This window comes from Mucilaginibacter glaciei (assembly GCF_014773245.1).
In the GTDB taxonomy this organism is placed as follows: domain Bacteria; phylum Bacteroidota; class Bacteroidia; order Sphingobacteriales; family Sphingobacteriaceae; genus Mucilaginibacter; species Mucilaginibacter glaciei.
Genome location: NZ_JACWMX010000004.1, coordinates 412,806 through 434,523 on the forward strand (window position 1 = coordinate 412,806; position 21,718 = coordinate 434,523).

The 21,718-nt window shown below is 43.4% G+C and carries 25 protein-coding genes; 23 read left to right on the top strand and 2 right to left on the bottom strand.

Annotated elements, in window-relative coordinates; translation table 11 throughout:
• On the bottom strand, positions 1-933 hold the full coding sequence (locus IDJ76_RS11805; RefSeq protein WP_191163519.1) for an EamA family transporter: 933 nt from the start codon (positions 931-933) through the stop codon (positions 1-3).
• Between the two features lie 91 nt (positions 934-1,024).
• Here IDJ76_RS11805 and IDJ76_RS11810 point away from each other — a divergent pair, with 91 nt between their 5' ends.
• Positions 1,025-2,068 (top strand): acyltransferase family protein, encoded by a 1,044-nt coding sequence (locus IDJ76_RS11810; protein ID WP_191163520.1) that lies wholly within the window; start codon positions 1,025-1,027, stop codon positions 2,066-2,068.
• Positions 2,069-2,148: 80 nt separating this feature from the next.
• Here IDJ76_RS11810 and metK read toward each other — a convergent pair whose 3' ends face one another.
• Positions 2,149-3,399: a methionine adenosyltransferase gene (gene metK, locus IDJ76_RS11815; RefSeq protein WP_191163521.1), complete on the bottom strand. Its 1,251-nt coding sequence runs from the start codon at positions 3,397-3,399 to the stop codon at positions 2,149-2,151.
• A gap of 200 nt (positions 3,400-3,599) precedes the next feature.
• On the opposite strand from metK, the gene IDJ76_RS11820 reads away from it, so the two are divergent.
• The 22 genes from IDJ76_RS11820 to nuoL all read left to right on the top strand — a co-directional run bounded on the left by IDJ76_RS11820 (position 3,600) and on the right by nuoL (position 21,700).
• Entirely contained in the window at positions 3,600-4,490 is an 891-nt protein-coding gene (locus tag IDJ76_RS11820; protein ID WP_191163522.1) for a diacylglycerol/lipid kinase family protein, read from the top strand.
• A gap of 5 nt (positions 4,491-4,495) precedes the next feature.
• Positions 4,496-4,831 carry a translation initiation factor gene (locus IDJ76_RS11825; protein ID WP_191163523.1) on the top strand — a complete coding sequence of 112 codons (336 nt, stop codon included), beginning with the start codon at positions 4,496-4,498 and terminating at the stop codon, positions 4,829-4,831.
• A 530-nt stretch (positions 4,832-5,361) separates the two neighbouring features.
• Positions 5,362-6,201, top strand: a complete 840-nt coding sequence (locus IDJ76_RS11830; protein ID WP_191163524.1) for a MotA/TolQ/ExbB proton channel family protein — start codon at positions 5,362-5,364, stop codon at positions 6,199-6,201.
• An 88-nt stretch (positions 6,202-6,289) separates the two neighbouring features.
• Positions 6,290-6,907, top strand: coding sequence for an ExbD/TolR family protein (locus tag IDJ76_RS11835; RefSeq protein WP_191163525.1), 618 nt, complete (start codon positions 6,290-6,292; stop codon positions 6,905-6,907).
• 6 nt (positions 6,908-6,913) lie between these two features.
• On the top strand, positions 6,914-7,447 hold the full coding sequence (locus tag IDJ76_RS11840) for an ExbD/TolR family protein (protein WP_191163526.1): 534 nt from the start codon (positions 6,914-6,916) through the stop codon (positions 7,445-7,447).
• Between the two features lie 47 nt (positions 7,448-7,494).
• Positions 7,495-8,319: an energy transducer TonB gene (locus tag IDJ76_RS11845; RefSeq protein ID WP_191163527.1), complete on the top strand. Its 825-nt coding sequence runs from the start codon at positions 7,495-7,497 to the stop codon at positions 8,317-8,319.
• A gap of 6 nt (positions 8,320-8,325) precedes the next feature.
• Positions 8,326-8,565, top strand: a complete 240-nt coding sequence (locus tag IDJ76_RS11850; protein ID WP_191163528.1) for a hypothetical protein — start codon at positions 8,326-8,328, stop codon at positions 8,563-8,565.
• On the top strand, positions 8,555-9,469 hold the full coding sequence (locus IDJ76_RS11855; protein WP_191163529.1) for a PstS family phosphate ABC transporter substrate-binding protein: 915 nt from the start codon (positions 8,555-8,557) through the stop codon (positions 9,467-9,469). Before IDJ76_RS11850 ends, IDJ76_RS11855 begins: the two co-directional genes overlap by 11 nt.
• Before the next feature lie 25 nt (positions 9,470-9,494).
• Positions 9,495-11,177, top strand: a complete 1,683-nt coding sequence (locus IDJ76_RS11860) for a tetratricopeptide repeat protein (RefSeq protein WP_191163530.1) — start codon at positions 9,495-9,497, stop codon at positions 11,175-11,177.
• Positions 11,178-11,255: 78 nt separating this feature from the next.
• Positions 11,256-11,627, top strand: a complete 372-nt coding sequence (locus tag IDJ76_RS11865; protein ID WP_191163531.1) for an NADH-quinone oxidoreductase subunit A — start codon at positions 11,256-11,258, stop codon at positions 11,625-11,627.
• Between the two features lie 125 nt (positions 11,628-11,752).
• Positions 11,753-12,295, top strand: a complete 543-nt coding sequence (locus tag IDJ76_RS11870; RefSeq protein ID WP_191163532.1) for an NADH-quinone oxidoreductase subunit B — start codon at positions 11,753-11,755, stop codon at positions 12,293-12,295.
• A gap of 2 nt (positions 12,296-12,297) precedes the next feature.
• Positions 12,298-12,801 (top strand): NADH-quinone oxidoreductase subunit C, encoded by a 504-nt coding sequence (locus tag IDJ76_RS11875; protein WP_191163533.1) that lies wholly within the window; start codon positions 12,298-12,300, stop codon positions 12,799-12,801.
• A 5-nt stretch (positions 12,802-12,806) separates the two neighbouring features.
• Positions 12,807-14,018, top strand: a complete 1,212-nt coding sequence (locus tag IDJ76_RS11880; RefSeq protein ID WP_191163534.1) for an NADH-quinone oxidoreductase subunit D — start codon at positions 12,807-12,809, stop codon at positions 14,016-14,018.
• A gap of 16 nt (positions 14,019-14,034) precedes the next feature.
• Positions 14,035-14,535: an NADH-quinone oxidoreductase subunit NuoE family protein gene (locus IDJ76_RS11885; protein ID WP_394367925.1), complete on the top strand. Its 501-nt coding sequence runs from the start codon at positions 14,035-14,037 to the stop codon at positions 14,533-14,535.
• Position 14,536: 1 nt separating this feature from the next.
• On the top strand, positions 14,537-14,719 hold the full coding sequence (locus tag IDJ76_RS11890) for a hypothetical protein (protein WP_191163536.1): 183 nt from the start codon (positions 14,537-14,539) through the stop codon (positions 14,717-14,719).
• Positions 14,720-14,721: 2 nt separating this feature from the next.
• The gene (gene nuoF, locus IDJ76_RS11895; protein ID WP_191163537.1) at positions 14,722-16,083 is read left to right on the top strand and encodes an NADH-quinone oxidoreductase subunit NuoF; all 1,362 of its coding nucleotides are present in this window, start codon (positions 14,722-14,724) and stop codon (positions 16,081-16,083) included.
• 149 nt (positions 16,084-16,232) lie between these two features.
• Positions 16,233-17,231 carry a 2Fe-2S iron-sulfur cluster-binding protein gene (locus IDJ76_RS11900; protein WP_191163538.1) on the top strand — a complete coding sequence of 333 codons (999 nt, stop codon included), beginning with the start codon at positions 16,233-16,235 and terminating at the stop codon, positions 17,229-17,231.
• Positions 17,231-18,262, top strand: a complete 1,032-nt coding sequence (gene nuoH, locus IDJ76_RS11905; protein WP_191163539.1) for an NADH-quinone oxidoreductase subunit NuoH — start codon at positions 17,231-17,233, stop codon at positions 18,260-18,262. Before IDJ76_RS11900 ends, nuoH begins: the two co-directional genes overlap by 1 nt.
• A gap of 11 nt (positions 18,263-18,273) precedes the next feature.
• The gene (locus tag IDJ76_RS11910; protein ID WP_191163540.1) at positions 18,274-18,771 is read left to right on the top strand and encodes a NuoI/complex I 23 kDa subunit family protein; all 498 of its coding nucleotides are present in this window, start codon (positions 18,274-18,276) and stop codon (positions 18,769-18,771) included.
• Positions 18,772-18,832: 61 nt separating this feature from the next.
• Positions 18,833-19,342 carry an NADH-quinone oxidoreductase subunit J family protein gene (locus IDJ76_RS11915; RefSeq protein ID WP_191163541.1) on the top strand — a complete coding sequence of 170 codons (510 nt, stop codon included), beginning with the start codon at positions 18,833-18,835 and terminating at the stop codon, positions 19,340-19,342.
• Between the two features lies 1 nt (position 19,343).
• Positions 19,344-19,673 (top strand): NADH-quinone oxidoreductase subunit NuoK, encoded by a 330-nt coding sequence (gene nuoK / locus IDJ76_RS11920; RefSeq protein WP_191163542.1) that lies wholly within the window; start codon positions 19,344-19,346, stop codon positions 19,671-19,673.
• Positions 19,674-19,795: 122 nt separating this feature from the next.
• Entirely contained in the window at positions 19,796-21,700 is a 1,905-nt protein-coding gene (nuoL, locus tag IDJ76_RS11925; protein WP_191163543.1) for an NADH-quinone oxidoreductase subunit L, read from the top strand.
• Positions 21,701-21,718: the final 18 nt, after the last annotated feature.

Below are 21,718 nucleotides of genomic sequence, written 5' to 3' on the forward strand. Positions count from 1 at the left end.
TTACTTGTTTTCCACGGTATCGTTACGCTTTAAATAACCCGGCACGTTTACCAGCAGGATACCCGCCAGTATTATAAACAGGCTCAGGAGCTGGGCGGTATTTACACTTTCCTTAATAAAAAGCCAGCCTAAAAATACGGCAACAACCGGGTTTACATACGTATGGGTGCTGATAATAGCCGGTGGTTTGATGCTGATAAGCCATATGAAAGACAGGTAGGCAACTAATGACCCCATCACGATGAGGAAGACCAGCCCGCCCCATGCCGGCAGGCTTACTTTCCCGAAAGAAAAGCCCGCATATTCTCCTTTGCATGCCACCACAATAGCACATACAAAACTGGCGGCTAACAACTGGATGCTTGCATTCATGACAGTGCTGCTATCGCCCTTGTTATCTTTGATGATCAGCGAGCCAAAAACCCAAAGCATCGCGCTGAATAATACCACTACGCTGGCAATGGTCGCCATAGGCGATGGATGGGTTACCGCCACACCCAGTTTCAAAAACAGGAAGATGCCGGTAAAACCGATTACGAGCCCGGCCAAAATATACCGGTTAGAAAAATATTCGCCCCAGCGTTTGCGGTCTATCAATAAAAACATCAATGGCTCGGTAGCCACTAATATCGCGGCCTGACCCGAACTGATGTATTGCTCCGCCCATGCTATCATCCCGGTACCGCCTACCAACATCAATGTGCCGCTCAGTGCTTGTTTCCAAATGAATTTAAATTCGGGGAATTTTTCGCCCTTAATTTTGCACCAAGTCAGCATGAGTGTCCCTGCCGACAGGTAGCGCAGCCCAACCAGTATAAATGGCGGGAAACCCTGCAAACCGTAGGCAACCGCCAGGTATGTTGAACCCCAGATAATGTAGATGTTAAAAAAAGCAAAGGCGACTAATAGCGGAGAAGTATGTTTGGCGGTCATTAAATAGTGGATTGCCGTTAAGCGGTAAAATTAAATAGTTTTGCCAATACCCTACCCTCATAGCGCGGATTTAATATATTAGTTGGATTGTATGACCATTAACCTGAATGATGCCCTTGGCAGGAGTAATAATAATTTTGACCTGGTAAGGTTAGTTGCTGCCCTGCTTGTCATTTTCGGGCATTCTTTTTATCTGTTCCCTACCAATGGCTACCCCGAACCCGTAAAGTATGTGTTAGGTACCGACTACAGCGGTAGCCTGGCCGTAGCTATATTTTTTTTCCTGAGCGGTATCTTCATCACCGGGAGCTATTGCAGCTCAAAAACCTTGTTCAGATTTGGGCTGATGAGGGTTTTCAGGATCTGGCCGGCCTTAATAATTTGTATGCTGGTCAGCGTTTTGGTAGTGGGCCCGCTATTTACAACACTGCCGTTAACGGGTTATTTTAAATCGGAACAAAGCTGGCGTTACTTAGTCAAAAATATCGGGTTAATGAAGTTAGAGCTCATGCTGCCCAGCGTATTCAAAACTAATTTATACAACACCGTTCTTAACGGCTCGTTATGGACCTTGCCTACCGAGATCAAGTGTTATGTTTTTGTGTTGATTGCAGGCCTTTCGCGGTTAATTAAGTTTAAATGGATTTTACTGGTAATGCTGCTGTTAGCATTCAGGTTTAGGTATAATGTTTGTTTGGTACAGTTTTTTGGCAGCTGGGAAGGTGTACAGCAGTTTTTATTTTTCGTGGCAGGGATGGCTGCATACCTGTTCAGGCAGCACATTCTCATAAATACAAAGGCAGCACTTTTTATAATACTGGTTTGTATAGCAGCCTGGTTTTTTTCGCAACGGGTGTTTTACAAGCTTTTTTACCTCACCTTTTTATACAGCATACTGGCATTCGGCATCTCGGGCCCGGCCAAACGCATCAAGCTGCCCGGCGACTACTCGTACGGCATTTATATCTACGGTTTTTTGGTGCAGCAGATCGTAGCGCACCTTATGCCGTCATTAACCAGTTATCTGAGTTTATTGATCACCATTCCATTCACAGTTGCTTTAGGTTTGCTGTCATGGCATTTGGTAGAACAACCTGCACTAAAAGCGGTAAAGCGTTACCTGGTTACCCACTAGGATAGTCAGGCGGGCAAAAATGGCCGATTAAAAAAGGCGAACCAAACGGCTCGCCTCGATATTTTTAGTGTACTCGGTTATTATAAACCGAAAGCGGTTTTTACTTTATCAACGTAATCAAGTTTTTCCCAGGTAAATAATTCTACTTCGCGCTCTATTAAGCTGCCATCGTGAGCCGGGAAGGTTTTCTTAACGGTTACGCTCGGGCGGCCAAAGTGGCCATAAGCTGCGGTTTCGCTGTAAATAGGGTTGCGCAGTTTTAAGCGGGTTTCGATGGCGTATGGGGTCATGTTAAAAATGGTTTCTACCTTTTTAGCAATTTCGCCGTCTGTTAAACCAACTTTAGCAGTACCGTAGGTGTTTATGTAAATACCCATTGGCTGTGCCACACCAATGGCGTATGATACCTGTACCAATACCTCGCTGCAAACACCGGCTGCCACCAGGTTCTTAGCAATGTGACGGGTAGCATAAGCGGCAGAGCGGTCAACCTTTGATGGGTCTTTACCCGAGAATGCACCACCACCATGGGCACCTTTACCACCGTAAGTATCAACAATAATTTTACGGCCGGTTAAGCCGGTATCACCATGCGGGCCACCAATAACAAATTTACCGGTTGGGTTAATGTGATACTTAATGTCGTTATCAAAAAAGTGAGCGTATTTTGGGTATTTTGCTTTTATACGCGGTATCAATATGCTGATGATATCATCATTGATCTTTTTAAGCATGGTTGCCTCTTCATCAAAATCATCGTGCTGTGTCGATATCACAATGGCATCGATCCGGGTGGGCACGTTATCGTCGCTGTATTCTAACGTAACCTGCGATTTTGCATCCGGGCGTAGATATTTAATGTCTGTATTTTCACGGCGGATGGCGGCAAGCTCTACTAACAAAGCATGCGCGATATCTAATGCCAAAGGCATGTAGTTATCGGTTTCACTGGTAGCGTAACCAAACATCATCCCCTGGTCGCCTGCACCCTGCTCTTCTTTTGCCTGCCGGTCAACACCCTGGTTAATATCAGGCGATTGCTCGTGAATGGCCGACAGCACGCCGCATGAGCTGCCGTCAAACATATACTCACCTTTGGTGTAACCAATTTTATTGATCACCTCGCGGGCAATTTTCTGTACATCTAAATAAGCTTTTGATTTAACCTCGCCGGCTAAAATTACCTGGCCTGTGGTCACTAAAGTTTCGCACGCAACCTTCGACTCGGGGTCGAAAGCTAAAAAGTTATCAATTAACGCATCTGATATTTGATCAGCTACTTTATCCGGGTGCCCTTCCGACACGGATTCTGAGGTAAATAAGTATGGCATATTAATTTATAAACGTTTAAAAGAAAGGTACAGATTTATCTGAAACGTTGTAAAAGAAGTAAATTTTTAGCACTTTTTTACGTGGTTGCAATTTGGCCCGCTATTGGGCAATAAATCAGTCCACTTTCGGGCGGTAAAAATAAAACAATTTTTCACAAAGCCGAAAATACATTTACTTTTGACCACGAAAAGCTATATAGTTGAAAAGGAAAGCGTTATTTATAATAAACCCGGTATCGGGAGGGAAGAAGAAAGACGGAGTGCCGGAGTTAATCAACAGCTACCTCGATCACTCGAAGTTTTCGTACGAGACTGTTTTTAGCACGGGTATTAAACATGCCCGCGATGTGGCACGTGAACGCGCTGCCGATTATGACGTTATTGTAGCAGTTGGCGGCGACGGTACCATAAACGAGGTGGCATCGGCTATTGCAGGCACAGATACGGTGCTTGGGGTTATCCCTTACGGCTCAGGCAACGGCCTTTCCCGGTTTTTAGATGTACCAATGAACGCCGAGGGGGCAATAAAATCATTAAACCGCGAACGCATTATTACGATAGATGCAGGTAAGATGAACGGCAAATGGTTTTTTAATATGGCCGGGATGGGATTTGATGCCCACATTAGCCATGTATTTGCCAAAGGAAGCAACAAACGTGGTTTTTTCAGCTACTTTAAATCATCAATGCAGGAAGTTGCCAACTATAAGGCGCAACAATATCAGATAGATATTGACGGGGTTAAATACCAGCGGGAGGCATTCATGTTGAGCCTGGCCAATTCGTCGCAATATGGTAACAATGCGCACGTATCGCCTACGGCATCTGTTCAGGACGGTTTGCTTGATGTTTGTATTATCAAACCCTTCCCGCTTTATCGTTTCCCGGAGATGGGTGTGCGGATGTTTACCAAAACATCTCCCGGGTCTCAATTTGTTGAGATCATCAAAGGGAAACATATTATTATTACACGTACCCAGCCGGGGCCTATCCACCTGGACGGCGAACCGCGCGAGGCCGGTATAGCTATCGATATTGAAGTGCAGCCTGCTGCGTTAAAGATCATCGTTGGCGAGAACTATAAAGACTAATACCAATGGCAAAGAAGAACTATACAGGCATAATGTATTCTACCGACCCTGACTTTGAGTACCAGGAGGAAGCTGGAAATGATATGCAAACCCTGCCGCCACAACAACAAAACCTTAAGATATTTTTAGACCGTATTAAAGGAAACAAACTGGTAACAAGGGTAAATGGCTTTTCGGGTACTACTACCGACCTGGAGGCTATCGGTAAAAAGCTAAAAACCAAATGCGGTGTAGGTGGATCTGTTAAAGATGGCGAGATATTGCTCCAGGGTGATTTTAGGGATAAGGTGCTCACCTTATTACAAGCCGATAACTACAAGGCCAAAAAGGCCGGCGGATAAATAACCTTCAAGTGCGCAAAGCTGTTAAATACAACCGGCTATGGGTTACAGCACTAAAGTGCGATATAGTTTGCCCAATAAAATTTCGATAAACACCTTAGCTGTAAAACATTTACAATCCAAAATGAGATTATTGCAAACAAACTAAATATTTAGGTGTTAGGTTTTAGCTTGTAAATTTTGGGGAAGAACAACTGCGGCCCGATGTGGTGTGCTAAAATTATTGAAATTGCAATTAGACACGTATATATCAGGTTAGTTACATAGTTTTTATGTGTTATAACTTGCTATTATTAAAAAAAATGGGTTTTATTGTAAAAAAATTATCTGTAGCAAAGACAATTTTTAAGCGTGGTGACGTTATGTATTACCAATTTGTACCGCTTGCGGCCCGTATATTAATTTATTATAAAGAATTGCAGAAATAGTTTTTTTATTTCATTTATATTCTATTTTTGTTATTCGCTTAATACGCACACATTTTTATTAACTTATATTATAAACAAAACGAAAACTAAAAATTAAAAGTAATGGCAAACGCACCAACAAAACCAACTACTCCTGTAACTAAAGAAAGCTCAAGTGCATCAGGCGCATTTGCATCTTTAACCATTCCGATTTGCATAGCGGTGGCTATTTGTATCTACATATTCATCCTTGGCGATTCAAGTCACTACAAAGGTGGCGATCCGGTAGCTGGCGAACCAACAGATTTATTCGGTACAGTACACAAAGGTGGGGTAATTGTACCTCTTATCATGTCATATGTATTGATGGTTATCGTATTCTCAATCGAGAGAATGGTTGTAATTGGCAAAGCATCTGGTACAGGTAATGTTGAAGGATTTGTAAAAAGAATCCAATCATTCTTAAACGCTGGTAACATTGCAGCTGCAAGCGCAGAATGCGACAAACAAAAAGGTTCGGTAGCAAACGTTATCAAATCTGGTTTGAAAAAATACAGCGAAATGGAAATTGATCAGACAATGGATGTTGATCAAAAAACTTTGGCTATCCAGAAAGACATCGAAGAAGCAACTGCTTTAGAAATGCCTATGTTAGAGCAAAACTTAACTATTATCGCAACATTGGTATCAATCGGTACATTAACCGGTCTGTTAGGTACGGTTGTGGGTATGATCAAGGCCTTTGGTGAGCTTGGTTCTGGTGGTGCTGCTAACCCAACTGCATTATCAAACAGTATCTCTGAAGCATTGGTTAATACTGCACTGGGTATCGGTACATCAGCGGTATCAATTGTAATGTACAACGTGTTTACTTCTAAGATAGATAAATTGACTTACGCTATTGACGAAACAGGTTTCAGCATCGTGCAAACATTCGCTGCATCACACAAAAACAGCAGATAGTAAAATATTAGTGCTTGATTTCCCGTTATAACAAAATATAATTTGGGATTAATTTGTTTTTTCACACTAATAAATTTAATTTTACAACATGGCAAGAGTAAAAGTTCCCAGAAAGAGTACCCACATAGACATGACGGCTATGTGCGATGTAGCCTTCCTGTTGCTTACCTTCTTCATATTAACCGCAAAGCCAAGGCCGCAAGACCCGGTTCCGGTTGATATACCGCCATCAAGCTATGAAGTGCCAATTGCCGATGAGAACGTGTTATTATTAACCGTTGGTCAGGGTAAGGTTTTCTTCACAGTGGATGGTGCAGATATCCGTCAGCAAACGTTGATCCAGATGGGTCAGAAATACAATATCACCTTTACGCCCGAAGAGCAGAAAAAGTTTATCGTTACCAATATTTTTGGTGTACCGATCAGCCAGCTGAAAGCATTTCTTGCTTTAGATGTTGAACAAAGGAAGAACTTTAAACAACCGGGTATTCCGCATGATACAACTGCTAACAATGAGTTATCAGACTGGATCAGGGAAGCGCGCAAAGTTGGTGCATCGTTGCATAACAAAGCTTTGTTTATTGCGGTTAAAGGTGATAATAAGGAAGAGTATCCGGTGATCAAGGATTTGATCACTGTGTTTCAGAAACAAAAACTTAACAAATTTAGTTTAATTACGACGCTTAGAGCTGCGCCTAAAAAATAATAAAAAATGGCAGAATTAGACACCTCCTCCGGCGGGGGGAAAAAAGGCGGGAAAGTAAGAAGTAAAAAAGCCTCCACGCGTATCGATTTAACCGCAATGGTTGATTTGGCGTTCTTGCTTATCACTTTCTTCATCCTGACTACTACGCTGGCTAAACCAAAGGCAATGGATGTTACCATGCCTGATAAAGAAGAAAAGCAAACCGATCAGTTACCTGTACCGGCATCACGTACCATGACGATATTGTTAGGCGCAAATAATAAACTGGAATGGTTTGTTGGCGAGCCTGGTAAATCGGCCCCTACGCCAGATACCTACGGCAAAAACGGAATACGTGCTGCGTTGATCGAGCAAGGCAAAAAGATCCAGGCCGCAAGCGGTAAGTATATGATCGTTATCATTAAACCAAGCGATAAATCGGTTTACAAAAACATGGTTGATGCGCTTGATGAGATGAAGATCACAGCTGTTCAGTCTTTCGCAATTGGTGATATCACACCTCCGGAAGTTGAATTGTTAAAGAGAGATGGGCTTTACTAATTGGTAAAGACCGCATTAAATTAATTATTAATATTAACGCCTAAAAGATGTTTGGATCAAAATTAGACATATTAAACCAGCAATGGATTGATGTGGTGTTTAGCGGGCGTAATAAAGCATATGGTGCTTACGAATTAAGAAAGGATAACCCTCGTCATACCAACAGGGCCCTGCTTATAGGTATAGTAGTGTTTGTGTTTATTATATCGTTAAAAACAATCATCAATAAAATTGAAGGGTTCATTCCAAAGGCCGACGAGAAGATCAAAATTACCGAGGTAGTTTTGCCGCCGCCGCCAATGGACAACAAAGTAAAACCACCACCACCGCCACCAGAGCCGCCTAAACCAAAGGTAGATCAGGTTCGTTTCCCTCCTCTGGTTGTAAAACCGGATAACGAGATCCGCGAAAAAGATCCGCCAACGGTAAAAGAGCTTGAAGTAGCTGACCCTGGCCAGAAAGACCAGAAAGGTGACCCGAATGCGGATATCCGTATCGATGAGCCGGTTGGTAACTCAGACATTAAGCAAGTGGTTGAAGAAAACCCTAACCAGATCTTTACTGCTGTAGAGCAATCGCCAGGTTTCCCTGGTGGTGATGCCAAGTTTGGTGCCTATTTAAGTAAGGCTATCCGTTACCCGGCAATTGCGAGAGAGAACAACGTTCAGGGACGTGTTATCTGTACCTTCGTTGTAGAGAGAGACGGTTCTTTAACAGATATTAAAGTTGTTAGAGGTATTGGCAGTGGTTGCGATGAGGAAGCTGTACGTGCACTAAAGGCATCGCCTAAGTGGAAACCAGGTATCCAAAACGGTCGCCCTGTACGTGTACAATATAGCGTACCGGTACAGTTTGCACTGGCGCAAGAGTAACAATTCATGTTATCAAATAACAACAAAGAGCAAAAATCGCCCAAAAGGCGGTTTTTGCTTATTTTAGGAGGGGCCGCATTCGTTTGCTTTTGTATAATGGGCCTGGCCCTAATCTTTTGGAAAGATATCCCCATAGGGAGCGACCCAACCCAAAGAAAAATTTTTGGCGGCGTGATATTGGTTTATGCGGTATTGCGTTTTTCGCGCTATTTAAGGAAAGATCCGGATGAAGTTGATGAAGCTTAATTTAAAATTAGTATTGTGGGGTGCGGCGTTTGTTGTCGTATTTCAGGGCTGTAAACAGGCTGATAAAAAAGCATCGCAGGACGACAAATTTTTAGCCGGTACAGCGACTTTTTCGGCTGACGATTCCTTTTCGCCCATTGTTGACGAACAGGCCTATGTTTTTAGAGCCATTTATCCGGATGCGAACCCTATAATAAAATACAAGCCCGAAGCGTTAGTATTGAATAGCTTATTAAACGATAGTGTACGCGTTGCTATACTGGCCCGCGAGCTTGACACTGTCGAAGTTGGGATTTTTAAACGGCGCACATTGCCGCCTGTTATTACCAAATTTGCTACCGATGCCATTGCGCTTATAGTGAACCAGGCATCAAACGATACCACCATTACAGTTAGCGATATAGTTAAAATGCTAAACGGTCAGGCTAAAACTGATAAAAGTATAGTATTCGATAACCCTAATTCGAGTTTGGTAAGGTATTTGAGGCAAATATCAGGTAATAAGGATTTTAAGCAGAAGAACATCTATTCGCTTAAGTCAAACAAAGAAGTTATAAAATATGTAGCTACCCATCCTGATGCGATTGGCATTACAGGATTTAGCTGGCTGAACGACCCCGATAAGGATTATGCTGATGCCGTTGATAAGGTTAAAATTGTAGGGGTAAGGGATGAGAACAGTAAGCTGGCGCCGAAGGAATATTTTAAACCTTCGCAAACAACTTTAGTCCAAAAAACGTATCCGTTAAGCCGTTCTCTATACATAATCGATTGCACAGGGAAGAAAGGATTAGGCGCAGGTTTCGCTGGTTTTTTAAGCAGCGAACGCGGGCAACGGATCTTATTAAAATCGGGCTTACTACCTGAAACTATCCCTTCGAGGGAAATAAACATAACACACTAAATTAAACATACATTCTAAAACTACGATGAAAATGATCAGTAAGATAAGCAAGTTAGTATTAGCACTGATATTAGTTGGGTCATCGGTTTTTGCACAAAGTTTGGCCGACGCCAAAAAAGCAATTGATGCCGAGCAGTACCAGAAAGCTAAATCAATGCTAAAAAATTTAACGGTTACCCAAGGGACAAAAGATGAGAATTTCTTTTACTTAGGTTGGGTTTACATTTTACAGGAATATCCCGATTCGGCGAAGGCTGTTTTTCAAAAAGGTATTGCCGTTAACCCTAAATCTGCACTTAACTATGCAGGTTTAGGCGTAGCTGCCTTTGTTGATAAGGACCGTAACACGGCCACAACCAACTTTAACCAGGCGGTAACCTTAGCAGGTAAGGATAGCAAGCCATATGTTTACATTGGTAAAGGTTATTTACTTAACGCTACCGATGGTAAAGTTGCTGCTGCAGATGCAAACGCAGCCATTGCCATTCTTAACAAAGGTAAAGCGCTTAACGCTAAAGATGCCGAGTTATTGGTTGTTTTAGGTGACGCTTACCGTACACAGTTAAAAAGCACCGAAGCTTTGGGTAACTACCAAAATGCTTTAGAGCTTGACCCTAAACTGGCTACTGCTAAGGTTGCAACAGGTGTATTGTGGAGATATGCTGATAACTACGAAGATTCTGAAAGGTTATTTAAAGAAGCTTTAGCTATCGACCCTAACTTTGGCCCTGCTTACCGTGAGTGGGCAGAAACTGACATCCGTTGGTCACTGCGCGATCCTAAAATGGCATCAGCGAAAGTGAAGGAAGGTGTTGAGCAGTTCCGTAAATATATTTCGTTAACAGATAATTCATTAGAAACTCGTTTACGTTATGCCGACTTCCTGGCTTATGCAGGTGACTACAAAGCTTTACAGGAAGAGGCTAACGCGTTAGCAAAATCATCTAATGGTAATTTAAGGGTTTTCCGCTACCAGGCTTATGCAGCTTACGAAAACAAAGATTATCCAACAGCATTAACTGCAATGAATACTTGGATTACTAAGGCTGATCCTAAACGTGTAATTCCTCGTGATTACCTTTACTTGGGCCGTATACAGATCGCTTCTGGCCAGGATTCATTAGGTATTAAATCTTTACAGACTGCCTATACTATGGATACTACCCAGGCAGATGTTTATGCCGAAATTGGTAAGTCATTATACGCTCAAAAGAAATACGAAAAAGCAGGTGATGCATATCGTCAGTATTTGACTAAATCACGCAAAGGAACTTTGAATGATTATTTAAGAGAAGGTACAAGCTACTACTTTGCTTTTGACTCTAAAAAGCCAGACACAACTTTGTTAACTAAAGCAGATTCGGCATTTAGCTACATCAGTCAAAAATCTGGAAAGCCAATCCCGGCTGTTGTTTTATTCAGAGCAAGGGTTAACGACAGCAAAGATGCAGACAGGAATAATATCAAGGGATATGCTAAGCCATACTACGAACAATTTCTTCAGTTAGTAGGCACAACCCCTCCAGCAGATGATAAAGCTAAAGCGCAGTTGGTTGAAGCTTACAGCTATTTGGGTGCGTTTTACCAATATAAGGAAAAGGACGATGCCAAAGCAACCGAAAACTTTACTAAAGTAAGGGAACTTGATCCTGCTAATAAACAAGCTGCTGCGTTCTTTGCCAAAAAAGGTGGCGCAAAAGGTAAATAACCTTTGACTATATAAATTTAAAAAGGCCTCTTGAAAAAGAGGCCTTTTTTATTATCCGCTCATTTGTATATTTGCAATATGGAATTACAAAGTTTACCCATTAATTACCTGCCTATCATCTTCCAAATGATAGTGGCTTTAGGTTTTGTTGTTACTACTATGTTTGTAACGCACAAAATTGGCCCTAAACGGGTAACTAAAGATAAGCTTACCCCATTCGAGTCGGGTATCGAGGTCATCGGTAATGCACGGCAGCCCATGTCTATCAAGTATTTCCTGGTAGCTATCCTTTTCGTGTTGTTTGATGTCGAGGTTATCTTCATGTACCCATGGGCGGTAAACTTCCGTGATCTGGGTAAGGATGGGATGATAGAGATGTTCATATTTATGGGTACCTTACTTGCCGGTTTCTTTTATATCATTAAAAAGGGCGCCCTAAATTGGGATTAATTTATCCTGTTTAGATTAATTCTAAATATCTTCCTTCGCTTTTTTCATATACCTGTTGCAACGGTATTTTACTTAAATTTGCATATCGGCGTAAGCTGATGGGTTTATTTATTTGATAATAATTCATGAGTGATATTCAAATAGTTGAGGCTCCTGCGGGATTAGAAGGGTCAGGATTTTTTGCCACAAAGCTGGATCAGGCTGTGGGTTTGGCTCGCTCGCACTCTTTATGGCCGTTACCATTCGCAACATCATGCTGCGGTATCGAATTTATGGCAACCATGGGTTCACATTACGATCTTTCCAGGTTCGGTGCCGAGCGTTTAAGCTTTTCGCCACGCCAGGCCGATCTTCTGATGGTTATGGGCACCATATCAAAAAAAATGGGTCCGGTTTTACGCCAGGTTTACCTGCAAATGGCCGAGCCTCGTTGGGTAATGGCTGTTGGTGCTTGTGCATCAAGCGGGGGTATTTTTGATACCTATTCGGTATTGCAGGGTATTGACGAAGTTATCCCGGTGGATGTTTACGTTCCCGGTTGCCCGCCGCGCCCCGAAGCGATCATTGATGGCTTTATGGCGATCCAGAAATTAGTACAGACAGAAACACTTCGCCGCAGGGAAGAGCCTAAATATCAGGCATTGCTTGCTTCATACGGTATACAATAAGCATGGGTAAGATAGCTAACGACATACTTTTACAAAAGCTAACCGATAAATTTGCGGGACAGGTTGTTGAGACCGGTGCCGATTTTGGTTTGCTTACTGTAGAAACCAATAAGGAGGTTATTACCGATGTACTTACCTTTTTAAAAACAGATGCAGCACTGCAGTTTATCTTTTTAACAGACTTAACCGCGGTACACTATCCTGATCAGGAAAAACAGATAGGTGTAGTTTATCACCTGCACAGCTTAACTACTAATACCCGTATCCGCATCAAGGTTTTCCTGACATTGGAAGACTGCCATATCCCCACCGCATCTACCATTTGGGATGGTGCTAACTGGATGGAGCGCGAAACGTACGACTTTTTTGGGGTGATATTTGACGGACACCCCGACCTGCGCAGGATACTGAATGTTGATGACATGACCGTATTCCCGATGAGGAAGGAATTCCCGCTGGAAGATCCTAACCGTATTGATAAAAAAGATTACTTTTTCGGGAGATAATATAAATGCAGAACCACCCCGTATATACCGATAACGATCCGCAAACGGAGTATTCCACGCTGAACCTGGGTCCAACCCACCCTGCAACGCACGGTGTGTTCCAGAATGTTTTGCAGATGGATGGCGAACGTATTGTTAGCGGCGTATCAACCATAGGCTACATTCACCGCGCATTCGAAAAAATCGCCGAACACCGCCCATTTTATCAAATAACACCATTGACCGACAGGTTGAACTATTGCTCGTCGCCCATTAACAACATGGGATGGCATATGACGGTAGAGAAGATGCTGAACATCCAGATGCCAAAACGTGTGGATTACATGCGTGTTATTATTATGGAACTTGCCCGTATTGCCGATCATATTATCTGTAACGGCGTATTGGGTGTTGATACGGGTGCTTTTACCGGCTTTCTATACATGATGGAGTATCGTGAAGAGATCTATGAAATTTACGAGGAGATCTGCGGATCGCGCTTAACAACCAATATCGGCCGGATAGGCGGTTTCGAGCGTAACTTTAACAAGATCGCTTTCGATAAGATCCGTAAGTTTTTGGTGAAGTTCCCTCCGGTTTTAAGAGAATTTGAAGCCCTGTTTAACCGTAACCGTATCTTTGTTGATCGCACGAAAGGTGTAGCAGCAGTTACGCAGGCCGATGCTTTAAGCTACAGCTGGAGCGGCCCTATTTTACGCGCAACCGGTGTTGATTATGATGTAAGGGCTATGGAGCCATACTCGTCGTACGAAGATTTTGATTTTGAAGTGCCGGTAGGCGAGAACGGCGACGTTTACAATCGCTTTTTGGTACGTAACGAAGAAATGTGGCAGAGCATGCGCATTATTGAGCAGGCGCTAAACAAAATAGAAAAAGAACCGTCGGATATTTTCCACGCGGACGTACCGGCGTTTTATCTGCCTCCAAAAGAGGAAGTATACAACAATATGGAAGCTTTGATCTATCACTTTAAAATTGTGATGGGCGAGGTTGATACCCCTAATGCTGAAGTTTACCACGCGGTTGAAGGTGCTAATGGCGAATTGGGTTTTTACCTGATCAATGATGGTGGCCGCTCGCCTTACCGTTTGCATTTCCGCAGGCCAAGCTTCATCAATTACCAGATGTATGCGCCAATGAGCCGCGGTATGCTGTTGTCAGACGCGATTATTAACATGAGTAGTTTAAACGTTATAGCAGGAGAATTAGATGCTTAGTGTTCAAAACACCGATATGCCGGTAACTTTTACGCCGGAGTTGATCAGCAAGTTTGCTGATGTGGTTAGCCGTTATCCGGAAGGGAAACAAAAATCGGCTTTACTGCCCATACTGCATTTGGTACAGGCCGAATTAGGCTGGGTAAGTGCCCCGGCAATGGATAAGGTTGCCGAGTACTTAGATATCCAGCCGATAGAAGTTTACGAGGTGGCATCGTTTTATACCATGTACTTTTTAAAGCCGCAAGGCAAGTATATGTTAGAGGTTTGCCGCACCGGCCCGTGTGAAATTGTTGGCGCTACGCCTATAATGAATCACATCGAAGCTAAATTGGGCGTTAAGGAAGGCGAAGTGACCACTGATGGTTTATTTAGCTGGCGCGGTGTTGAATGTTTGGCGGCATGTGGCTTTGGCCCGGTATTGCAAATTGGCCCCGAATATACTTTTTATGAAAAGCTAACTAACGAGTCGGTTGATGCTTTGATAAGTGATTTAACTGCTAAGGCGAATAATTAAGATGAACGAAAGAAACAGGTTGGTAGGCTGGGACGCGGCACTGATAGCAGGGGTGATCCTGTTTTTATTTTTGCAATTACCGGAGCATTACAACCTGATCATCGGTTTAGTTACCGTAAATATCTTTGCAAATTGTATAAGAAATCATATAGCCGCTTATAAACTAAACGGCAAAATATATTAGTAATGGGACGTAAACTTTTACTTGAACATATTAACGTACCCGGCATCAACACATTTGATGTTTACCGCTCAAAGGGCGGCTATGCTGCTGTTGAAAAAGCCCTAAAGACTTTAACCCCCGACGAAGTGGTGGAAGAGGTTAAAAAATCGGGCTTGCGCGGTCGTGGTGGTGCAGGTTTCCCTACCGGGATGAAGTGGAGCTTTCTGGCCAAGCCGGAGGGAGTTGAACGCTACTTGGTTTGTAACGCCGACGAATCTGAACCCGGCACTTTTAAAGACCGTTATTTGATGACGCACATCCCCCACTTATTAATAGAGGGGATGATCGTAGCCAGCTTTGCGTTGGGTGCCAAAACATCATACATCTACGTACGCGGCGAAATGATGCCGCAGATCCGTATCCTGGAAAGAGCCATCGCCGAAGCGAAGGCAAAAGGCTTTTTAGGTAAAAATATTTTAGGTACCGATTACAGCCTCGAGCTTTACGTACAACCGGGTGGTGGTGCTTACATCTGTGGTGAAGAAACTGCTTTGTTAGAATCATTAGAAGGTAAACGCGGTAACCCGAGGATCAAACCTCCGTTCCCGGCTATTGCAGGTTTATACGGTTGCCCAACGGTGGTAAACAACGTAGAATCTATCGCAGCAGTTGTGCCGATCATAAATGATGGCGGCGATGAGTATGCTAAATTAGGTATTGGTCGTAGTACGGGTACTAAACTGATCTCGGCCGGCGGTAATTTGAAAAATCCGGGTGTGTATGAGATCGACTTGGGTTTACCTGTTGAAGAATTTTTGTACAGCGATGAATATTGCGGGGGCATTGCCAACGGCAAACGCTTAAAGGCGGTTGTTGCGGGTGGTTCATCCGTACCTATCTTACCGGCTAACCTGTTCCTGAAAACCATTAACGGCGAAGGCCGCCTGATGAGCTACGAATCATTATCAGATGGTGGTTTTGTGAGTGGCACCATGATGGGATCGGGTGGTTTTATAGCTTACGACGAAGACCAGTGTATTGTTAGGAATACCTGGAACTTTGCCCGTTTTTATCACCATGAAAGCTGCGGACAATGTTCGCCTTGCCGTGAAGGTACCGGCTGGATGGAAAAAGTGTTACATCGCCTGGAATATGGCCACGGTAAAATGAGCGATATGGACCTTTTGGTTGATGTATCTAAAAAAATTGAGGGAAATACAATTTGCCCGTTGGGTGACGCAGCAGCATGGCCGGTGGCCAGTGCCATCCGCCACTTTAGGGATGAGTTTGAGTGGCACGTAACTGATTCGGCATCCGCCACTACTCGTAATTACGGTATTGCGCATTATGCAGACCCATTGCCAAAAGTAGAAGCAGCAGTATAAAGTAAAACGGATGAACCCGTGTCATTGCGAGCGATAGCGCGGCAATCTCATCGGACACTTGGTGATGCTAAGATTGCCACGCTACGCTCGCAATGACATAAATAATAGAGCGTCTGAACAGACGATAAAATATAAAAGACGAAAGTCAAATGAAGGTAACAATAGACGGATTTCCCATTGAAGTAGAGGCCGGGACGACCATATTAAACGCTGCAAGGCTGATAGGTGGCGATATCGTTCCGCCGGCTATGTGCTATTATTCCAAGCTGGAAGGCAGCGGCGGAAAGTGCCGTACCTGTTTGGTTCAGGTAACCAAAGGTTCTGATAAAGACCCGCGCCCTATGCCTAAACTGATAGCCAGCTGCCGTACCACCGTTATGGATGGTATGGAAGTGAAAAATATCACTTCGCCAGAAGTTATTGAGGCGCGCAAAGGTGTAGTGGAGATGTTATTGATCAACCACCCGTTGGATTGCCCGGTTTGCGACCAGGCCGGTGAGTGCCATTTGCAAGACTTAGGGTATGAGCATGGCGCAGCAAAAACACGCTATGAGTTTGACCGCCGCACATTTGAGCGGATAGATATAGGTGATAAGATCCAGCTACACATGACACGCTGTATTCTTTGCTACCGCTGTGTATTTGTTGCCGACCAGATTACAGATCACCGCATCCACGGGATCTTGAACCGCGGCGATCACTCCGAGATCTCGACTTACATCCAAAAAGCTGTTGATAACGACTTTAGCGGCAACGTGATTGACGTTTGCCCGGTAGGCGCATTAACTGATAGAACCTTCCGCTTCAAAAACCGTGTTTGGTTTACCAAACCCGTAGAAGCACATCGCGAATGCGAAAACCCTAAATGCTGCGGTAAGGTTACCTTATGGTACAAAGGGGAGGATGTTATTCGCGTAACGGCACGTAAAGATGAATACGGCGAGGCAGAAGAATTTATCTGCAACACCTGCCGTTTTGATAAGAAGAAAACCAGTGACTGGGTAATAGAAGGTCCGCGTAAAGTATCTCATAAATCTGTTATCAGTTCTAACCACTACGATACGCTTAAGCCGCTTCCGGTTGTGAAACAAAACCTGGTATTGCAGGAAGCGAATAAAGAACAATTTGAAAGGGAGACACGCCTGTAATGGAATTAGTAGATATCGGTATAAAATTCGCATTGGTTGCGGTTATATTTGGGATTAGCCTGGTAGTAGCCATGTATTCTACCTACGCCGAGCGTAAAATAGCGGCATTTTTTCAAGATAGGGTTGGTCCTAACCGTGCAGGCCCGTTTGGTATGTTTCAGCCCCTGGCTGATGGTGCCAAAATGTTTATGAAGGAAGAGATCATCCCGACTAACGCTACACCATTTTTATTCATCGTAGGCCCGTCATTAGCTATCCTTACTGCGTGTATCGGTTCGGCGGTTATACCCTGGGGGCAAAATTTAACCGTTGGCGATAAAGTTATACCGTTGCAGGTTACCGATATTAACGTGGGCATCTTATACATCTTCGGCGTGGTATCGTTAGGCGTTTATGGTGTAATGATAGGCGGCTGGGCATCAAATAACAAATACTCGCTATTAGGTGCTATCCGTGCGGCATCACAAAATATCAGTTATGAAATTTCGATGGGGCTTTCTATCATCGCCCTGTTATTGGTTACCGGTACTTTAAGCTTGGGCGAAATTGCTCAGCAGCAACACGGCTGGCATTGGAACGTGATCTACCAACCGGTAGGTTTTATCCTGTTTTTGGTTTGTGCATTTGCCGAAACTAACCGTACACCGTTCGATTTACCAGAGTGTGAGACCGAACTGGTAGGTGGTTACCATACCGAGTATTCGTCAATGAAACTGGGTTTTTACCTGTTTGCCGAGTATATCAACATGTTCATTTCATCGGCAGTAATGGCAACCCTATATTGGGGTGGTTATAACTATCCGGGCATGGATTGGGTTACCGCGCATGTTGGCCCTGTAATAGGACCGTTGATTGGTACGGGTGTGTTTTTTACAAAGATATTCCTGTTCATCTTCTTCTTTATGTGGGTACGCTGGACCATCCCGCGTTTCCGTTACGATCAGTTGATGGACCTGGGCTGGAAAATATTAATACCATTGGCTATCGCGAATATTGTGGTGACCGGTGTTTGGATAACTCTTGCAAGTTAGAAAGGAATTAAATGGAATCGTTAAGTAATAAAAAGAAGCAATTAACCGTAAAACCGCTCAACTTTTGGGAGCGTGCTTACCTGCCTGCAATCGTGCATGGCTTAAGCATCACCATGAGCCACTTTTTTAAAAAGCCGGTTACTATTGCCTATCCTGATGAGAAGCGTGAGTTTTCTGAAAATTTCCGTGGAATGCACTCGCTTAAACGTGATGAGAATGGCAAAGAGCGTTGTACTGCTTGCGGGCTTTGCGCTTTATCATGCCCGGCAGAGGCTATAACCATGACCGCGGCCGAGCGCCAGAAAGGTGAAGAGCATTTATACAGAGAAGAAAAATACGCTGCTGTATACGAAATTAATATGCTGCGCTGCATATTTTGCGGCCTTTGCGAAGAAGCATGCCCTAAGGAAGCGATCTATCTGGATGGTGATATCGTACCATCAGATTACCTGCGGAAGGATTTTATTTACGGTAAAGACAAATTAGTTGAAGCACCTTTAAATCAATAACAGAAGTTTTATACCTTTGCCCAACCTTAAAGCGGGGCAAAAGTATATTGAAAATATAAACATGATTACATTTTACTTCATCGCGTTTTTATCCATATTCTTTTCAATACTGGTTATTTCTGCAAAAAACCCGGTGCACAGTATCCTGTACCTTATACTTACCTTTTTTACATTCACTATTCACTACATATTGCTGAATGCCCAGTTCCTGGCTATCGTAAATTTTATTGTTTACATGGGGGCTATCCTGGTGCTGTTCCTGTATACGCTGATGCTCATCAACCTTAACAAGGAATCGGAACCTGTTAAACCTTTTATGGTAAAAATGGCTGCAGTGTTTGGCGGGGGAATTTTGGCAGTGGCTTTGGTGGCATCTTTAAAGATCACAGGAACATCAGATCCTGTAGTGTTAAAAGACCCCGGACTTGGTTTAGTTAAAAACCTGGGCAAGGTATTATTTAATGAATTTTTATTGCCGTTCGAGGTATCGTCTGTATTGCTGCTATCGGCAATGGTAGGTGCGGTATTGCTGGCAACAAAAGATACTAAAGAAACAAAAGCTATCAACTGATATGGAAAGTTTAACCAATGCCATTCAGGCGGTGCCGCTTAATCATTATATTATATTAAGCGCGCTTATATTTTCGATAGGGGTTATGGGTGTTTTATTACGCCGTAATGCTATCGTTATATTCATGTCGGTAGAGCTGATGCTTAATTCGGTTAATCTGCTGCTTACTGCATTTTCTGTTTATCGCGGCGATGCAGCCGGGCAAGTATTTGTATTTTTTATTATGGCATTGGCCGCTGCCGAAGTTGCAGTAGGGCTGGCTATTATAGTAATGATATACCGCAACACCAACTCGATCGATATTAACGTATTGAATAGGTTGAAATGGTAATGTGATTTTCGATTTCGGATTTTCGATTTCGGATTTATAGATGAACTAAAAACAACGCGTTATTGCGAGGGCTTCCCAATCAATACGTATAACATAAAACGTATAACGTTTAACGGACACAAATGGACAAATTGATCTGGCTTATTCCTGTACTACCCTTAGCCGGTTTTGTTATTAACGGATTAGGGCGCAATACCCTATCAAAAGGTATTATCGGGGCTATCGGTAGTTTATTGGTATTGGTGGCATTTGGCTTAAGCATCGCTACTTTTTTCCAGATCAAATCTACCGGCGCGCCTATCAACATTACGCTGTTCGACTGGATAAGCGTTGGTGATTTTAAAATTCAATTCTCTTTCCTGGTAGATCAGCTGAGTTCTATCATGCTGCTCATCATTACCGGTGTAGGCTTCCTGATTCACTTATATTCGATAGGGTATATGCATGATGATAAGGGCTTCGGTAAGTTTTTTACTTACCTTAACCTGTTCGTATTCTTTATGCTGCTGCTGGTTATGGGTAGCAACTACGTAATCATGTTTATTGGCTGGGAGGGAGTAGGTTTATGCTCATATCTACTCATCGGTTTCTGGTATACGAATCCCAGCTATGCCGACGCTGCTAAAAAGGCGTTTATCATGAACCGTATCGGCGATCTGGGTTTTCTGTTAGGTATTTTCCTTTTAGTAAACACATTTAATAGCGTTGCTTACGCGGATATCTTTCCTAAAGCCCCTGCTGCCGTTGCCGCAGGCGCACCCATCGTACTGATCACGTTATTGTTATTTGTGGGTGCTATAGGTAAATCGGCACAGTTGCCTTTATTTACCTGGTTGCCCGATGCAATGGCCGGCCCCACGCCAGTTTCGGCATTGATACATGCGGCTACCATGGTTACTGCAGGTATCTATATGATCGCCCGCTCAAACATCTTGTTCACGCTGGCACCCGATACCATGCATGTGATCGCCATTGTAGGTTTAGCTACGGCATTCTTTGCTGCGCTGATTGCGCTGACACAAACAGATATTAAAAAGGTACTGGCTTATTCAACCGTATCGCAATTGGGTTATATGTTTTTGGGTTTAGGCGTTGGCGCTTACACTGGTGCATTCTTCCACGTTTTAACCCACGCGTTCTTTAAGGCATTATTATTCCTGGGTGCAGGTTCTGTTATCCACGCTATGAGCGGAGAGCAGGATATGCGCAAAATGGGTGGTCTGAAAGGTAAGATCAAAATCACTTTCATTACTATGCTGGTAGGAACCATTGCTATCGCAGGTATCCCCCCATTCTCGGGTTTCTTTTCAAAAGACGAAATTTTAGCGGCTGCGTTCGCACACAGCACTACCTTTTATGTGGTGGGTGTAATTACTGCAGGGTTGACCTCTTTCTATATGTTCCGGATGATGTACCTGACATTTTGGGGCAAGTTCCGCGGAACGCATGAGCAGGAACACCATTTACATGAGTCGCCTGCAAACATGACCATCCCCTTGATCGTGTTAGCTATCTTATCTGCCGTTGGCGGTATAATAGGCGTGCCTGCAGTAATGGGCGGCCATCATGAATTGGCTGCATTCCTTGCCCCGGTGTTTGAACCATCATTTAAAATATTAGGCGAGCACGAGTTAAGCCACAGCACCGAATGGATGCTAATGGGCATCTCTGTTGGTATCGCATTAATAGCAATGGGTTACGCTTACACCAAATATGTAAGCAAAGCCGGTGTTCCGGTAAGCGATGAAGAAGAGCGCCCTACCCTGGCAAACCTGTCTTACCACAAGTTTTATGTGGATGAACTTTACGATCTGATCATTCGCAAGCCTTTGGATGCATTATCAACCTTTTTCTACAAAGTGGTTGAGCAATTAGGTATCGATGGCTTTGTGAATGGGCTTGGTAAAGGCACTTTAGAAACAAGTAAGGGTTTACGTTTACTGCAAACAGGTAACGTGGGCTTCTATATATTTATGATGGTGTTAGGCATCATTGGCATTTTGGTTTACAACTTTTTAAGACTATAAAACGATAGCGTTTTACCC

Excerpts from the sequence above, each read along its gene's own strand:
- IDJ76_RS11805 (WP_191163519.1), bottom strand. The coding sequence starts at position 933 with ATGACCGCCAAACATACTTCTCCGCTATTAGTCGCCTTTGCTTTTTTT.
- IDJ76_RS11810 (WP_191163520.1), top strand. The coding sequence starts at position 1,025 with ATGACCATTAACCTGAATGATGCCCTTGGCAGGAGTAATAATAATTTT.
- metK (WP_191163521.1), bottom strand. The coding sequence starts at position 3,399 with ATGCCATACTTATTTACCTCAGAATCCGTGTCGGAAGGGCACCCGGAT.
- IDJ76_RS11825 (WP_191163523.1), top strand. The coding sequence starts at position 4,496 with ATGGCAAAGAAGAACTATACAGGCATAATGTATTCTACCGACCCTGAC.
- IDJ76_RS11830 (WP_191163524.1), top strand. The coding sequence starts at position 5,362 with ATGGCAAACGCACCAACAAAACCAACTACTCCTGTAACTAAAGAAAGC.
- IDJ76_RS11835 (WP_191163525.1), top strand. The coding sequence starts at position 6,290 with ATGGCAAGAGTAAAAGTTCCCAGAAAGAGTACCCACATAGACATGACG.
- IDJ76_RS11840 (WP_191163526.1), top strand. The coding sequence starts at position 6,914 with ATGGCAGAATTAGACACCTCCTCCGGCGGGGGGAAAAAAGGCGGGAAA.
- IDJ76_RS11845 (WP_191163527.1), top strand. The coding sequence starts at position 7,495 with ATGTTTGGATCAAAATTAGACATATTAAACCAGCAATGGATTGATGTG.
- IDJ76_RS11850 (WP_191163528.1), top strand. The coding sequence starts at position 8,326 with ATGTTATCAAATAACAACAAAGAGCAAAAATCGCCCAAAAGGCGGTTT.
- IDJ76_RS11855 (WP_191163529.1), top strand. The coding sequence starts at position 8,555 with ATGAAGCTTAATTTAAAATTAGTATTGTGGGGTGCGGCGTTTGTTGTC.
- IDJ76_RS11860 (WP_191163530.1), top strand. The coding sequence starts at position 9,495 with ATGAAAATGATCAGTAAGATAAGCAAGTTAGTATTAGCACTGATATTA.
- IDJ76_RS11865 (WP_191163531.1), top strand. The coding sequence starts at position 11,256 with ATGGAATTACAAAGTTTACCCATTAATTACCTGCCTATCATCTTCCAA.
- IDJ76_RS11870 (WP_191163532.1), top strand. The coding sequence starts at position 11,753 with ATGAGTGATATTCAAATAGTTGAGGCTCCTGCGGGATTAGAAGGGTCA.
- IDJ76_RS11875 (WP_191163533.1), top strand. The coding sequence starts at position 12,298 with ATGGGTAAGATAGCTAACGACATACTTTTACAAAAGCTAACCGATAAA.
- IDJ76_RS11880 (WP_191163534.1), top strand. The coding sequence starts at position 12,807 with ATGCAGAACCACCCCGTATATACCGATAACGATCCGCAAACGGAGTAT.
- IDJ76_RS11885 (WP_394367925.1), top strand. The coding sequence starts at position 14,035 with ATGCCGGTAACTTTTACGCCGGAGTTGATCAGCAAGTTTGCTGATGTG.
- IDJ76_RS11890 (WP_191163536.1), top strand. The coding sequence starts at position 14,537 with ATGAACGAAAGAAACAGGTTGGTAGGCTGGGACGCGGCACTGATAGCA.
- nuoF (WP_191163537.1), top strand. The coding sequence starts at position 14,722 with ATGGGACGTAAACTTTTACTTGAACATATTAACGTACCCGGCATCAAC.
- IDJ76_RS11900 (WP_191163538.1), top strand. The coding sequence starts at position 16,233 with ATGAAGGTAACAATAGACGGATTTCCCATTGAAGTAGAGGCCGGGACG.
- nuoH (WP_191163539.1), top strand. The coding sequence starts at position 17,231 with ATGGAATTAGTAGATATCGGTATAAAATTCGCATTGGTTGCGGTTATA.
- IDJ76_RS11910 (WP_191163540.1), top strand. The coding sequence starts at position 18,274 with ATGGAATCGTTAAGTAATAAAAAGAAGCAATTAACCGTAAAACCGCTC.
- IDJ76_RS11915 (WP_191163541.1), top strand. The coding sequence starts at position 18,833 with ATGATTACATTTTACTTCATCGCGTTTTTATCCATATTCTTTTCAATA.
- nuoK (WP_191163542.1), top strand. The coding sequence starts at position 19,344 with ATGGAAAGTTTAACCAATGCCATTCAGGCGGTGCCGCTTAATCATTAT.
- nuoL (WP_191163543.1), top strand. The coding sequence starts at position 19,796 with ATGGACAAATTGATCTGGCTTATTCCTGTACTACCCTTAGCCGGTTTT.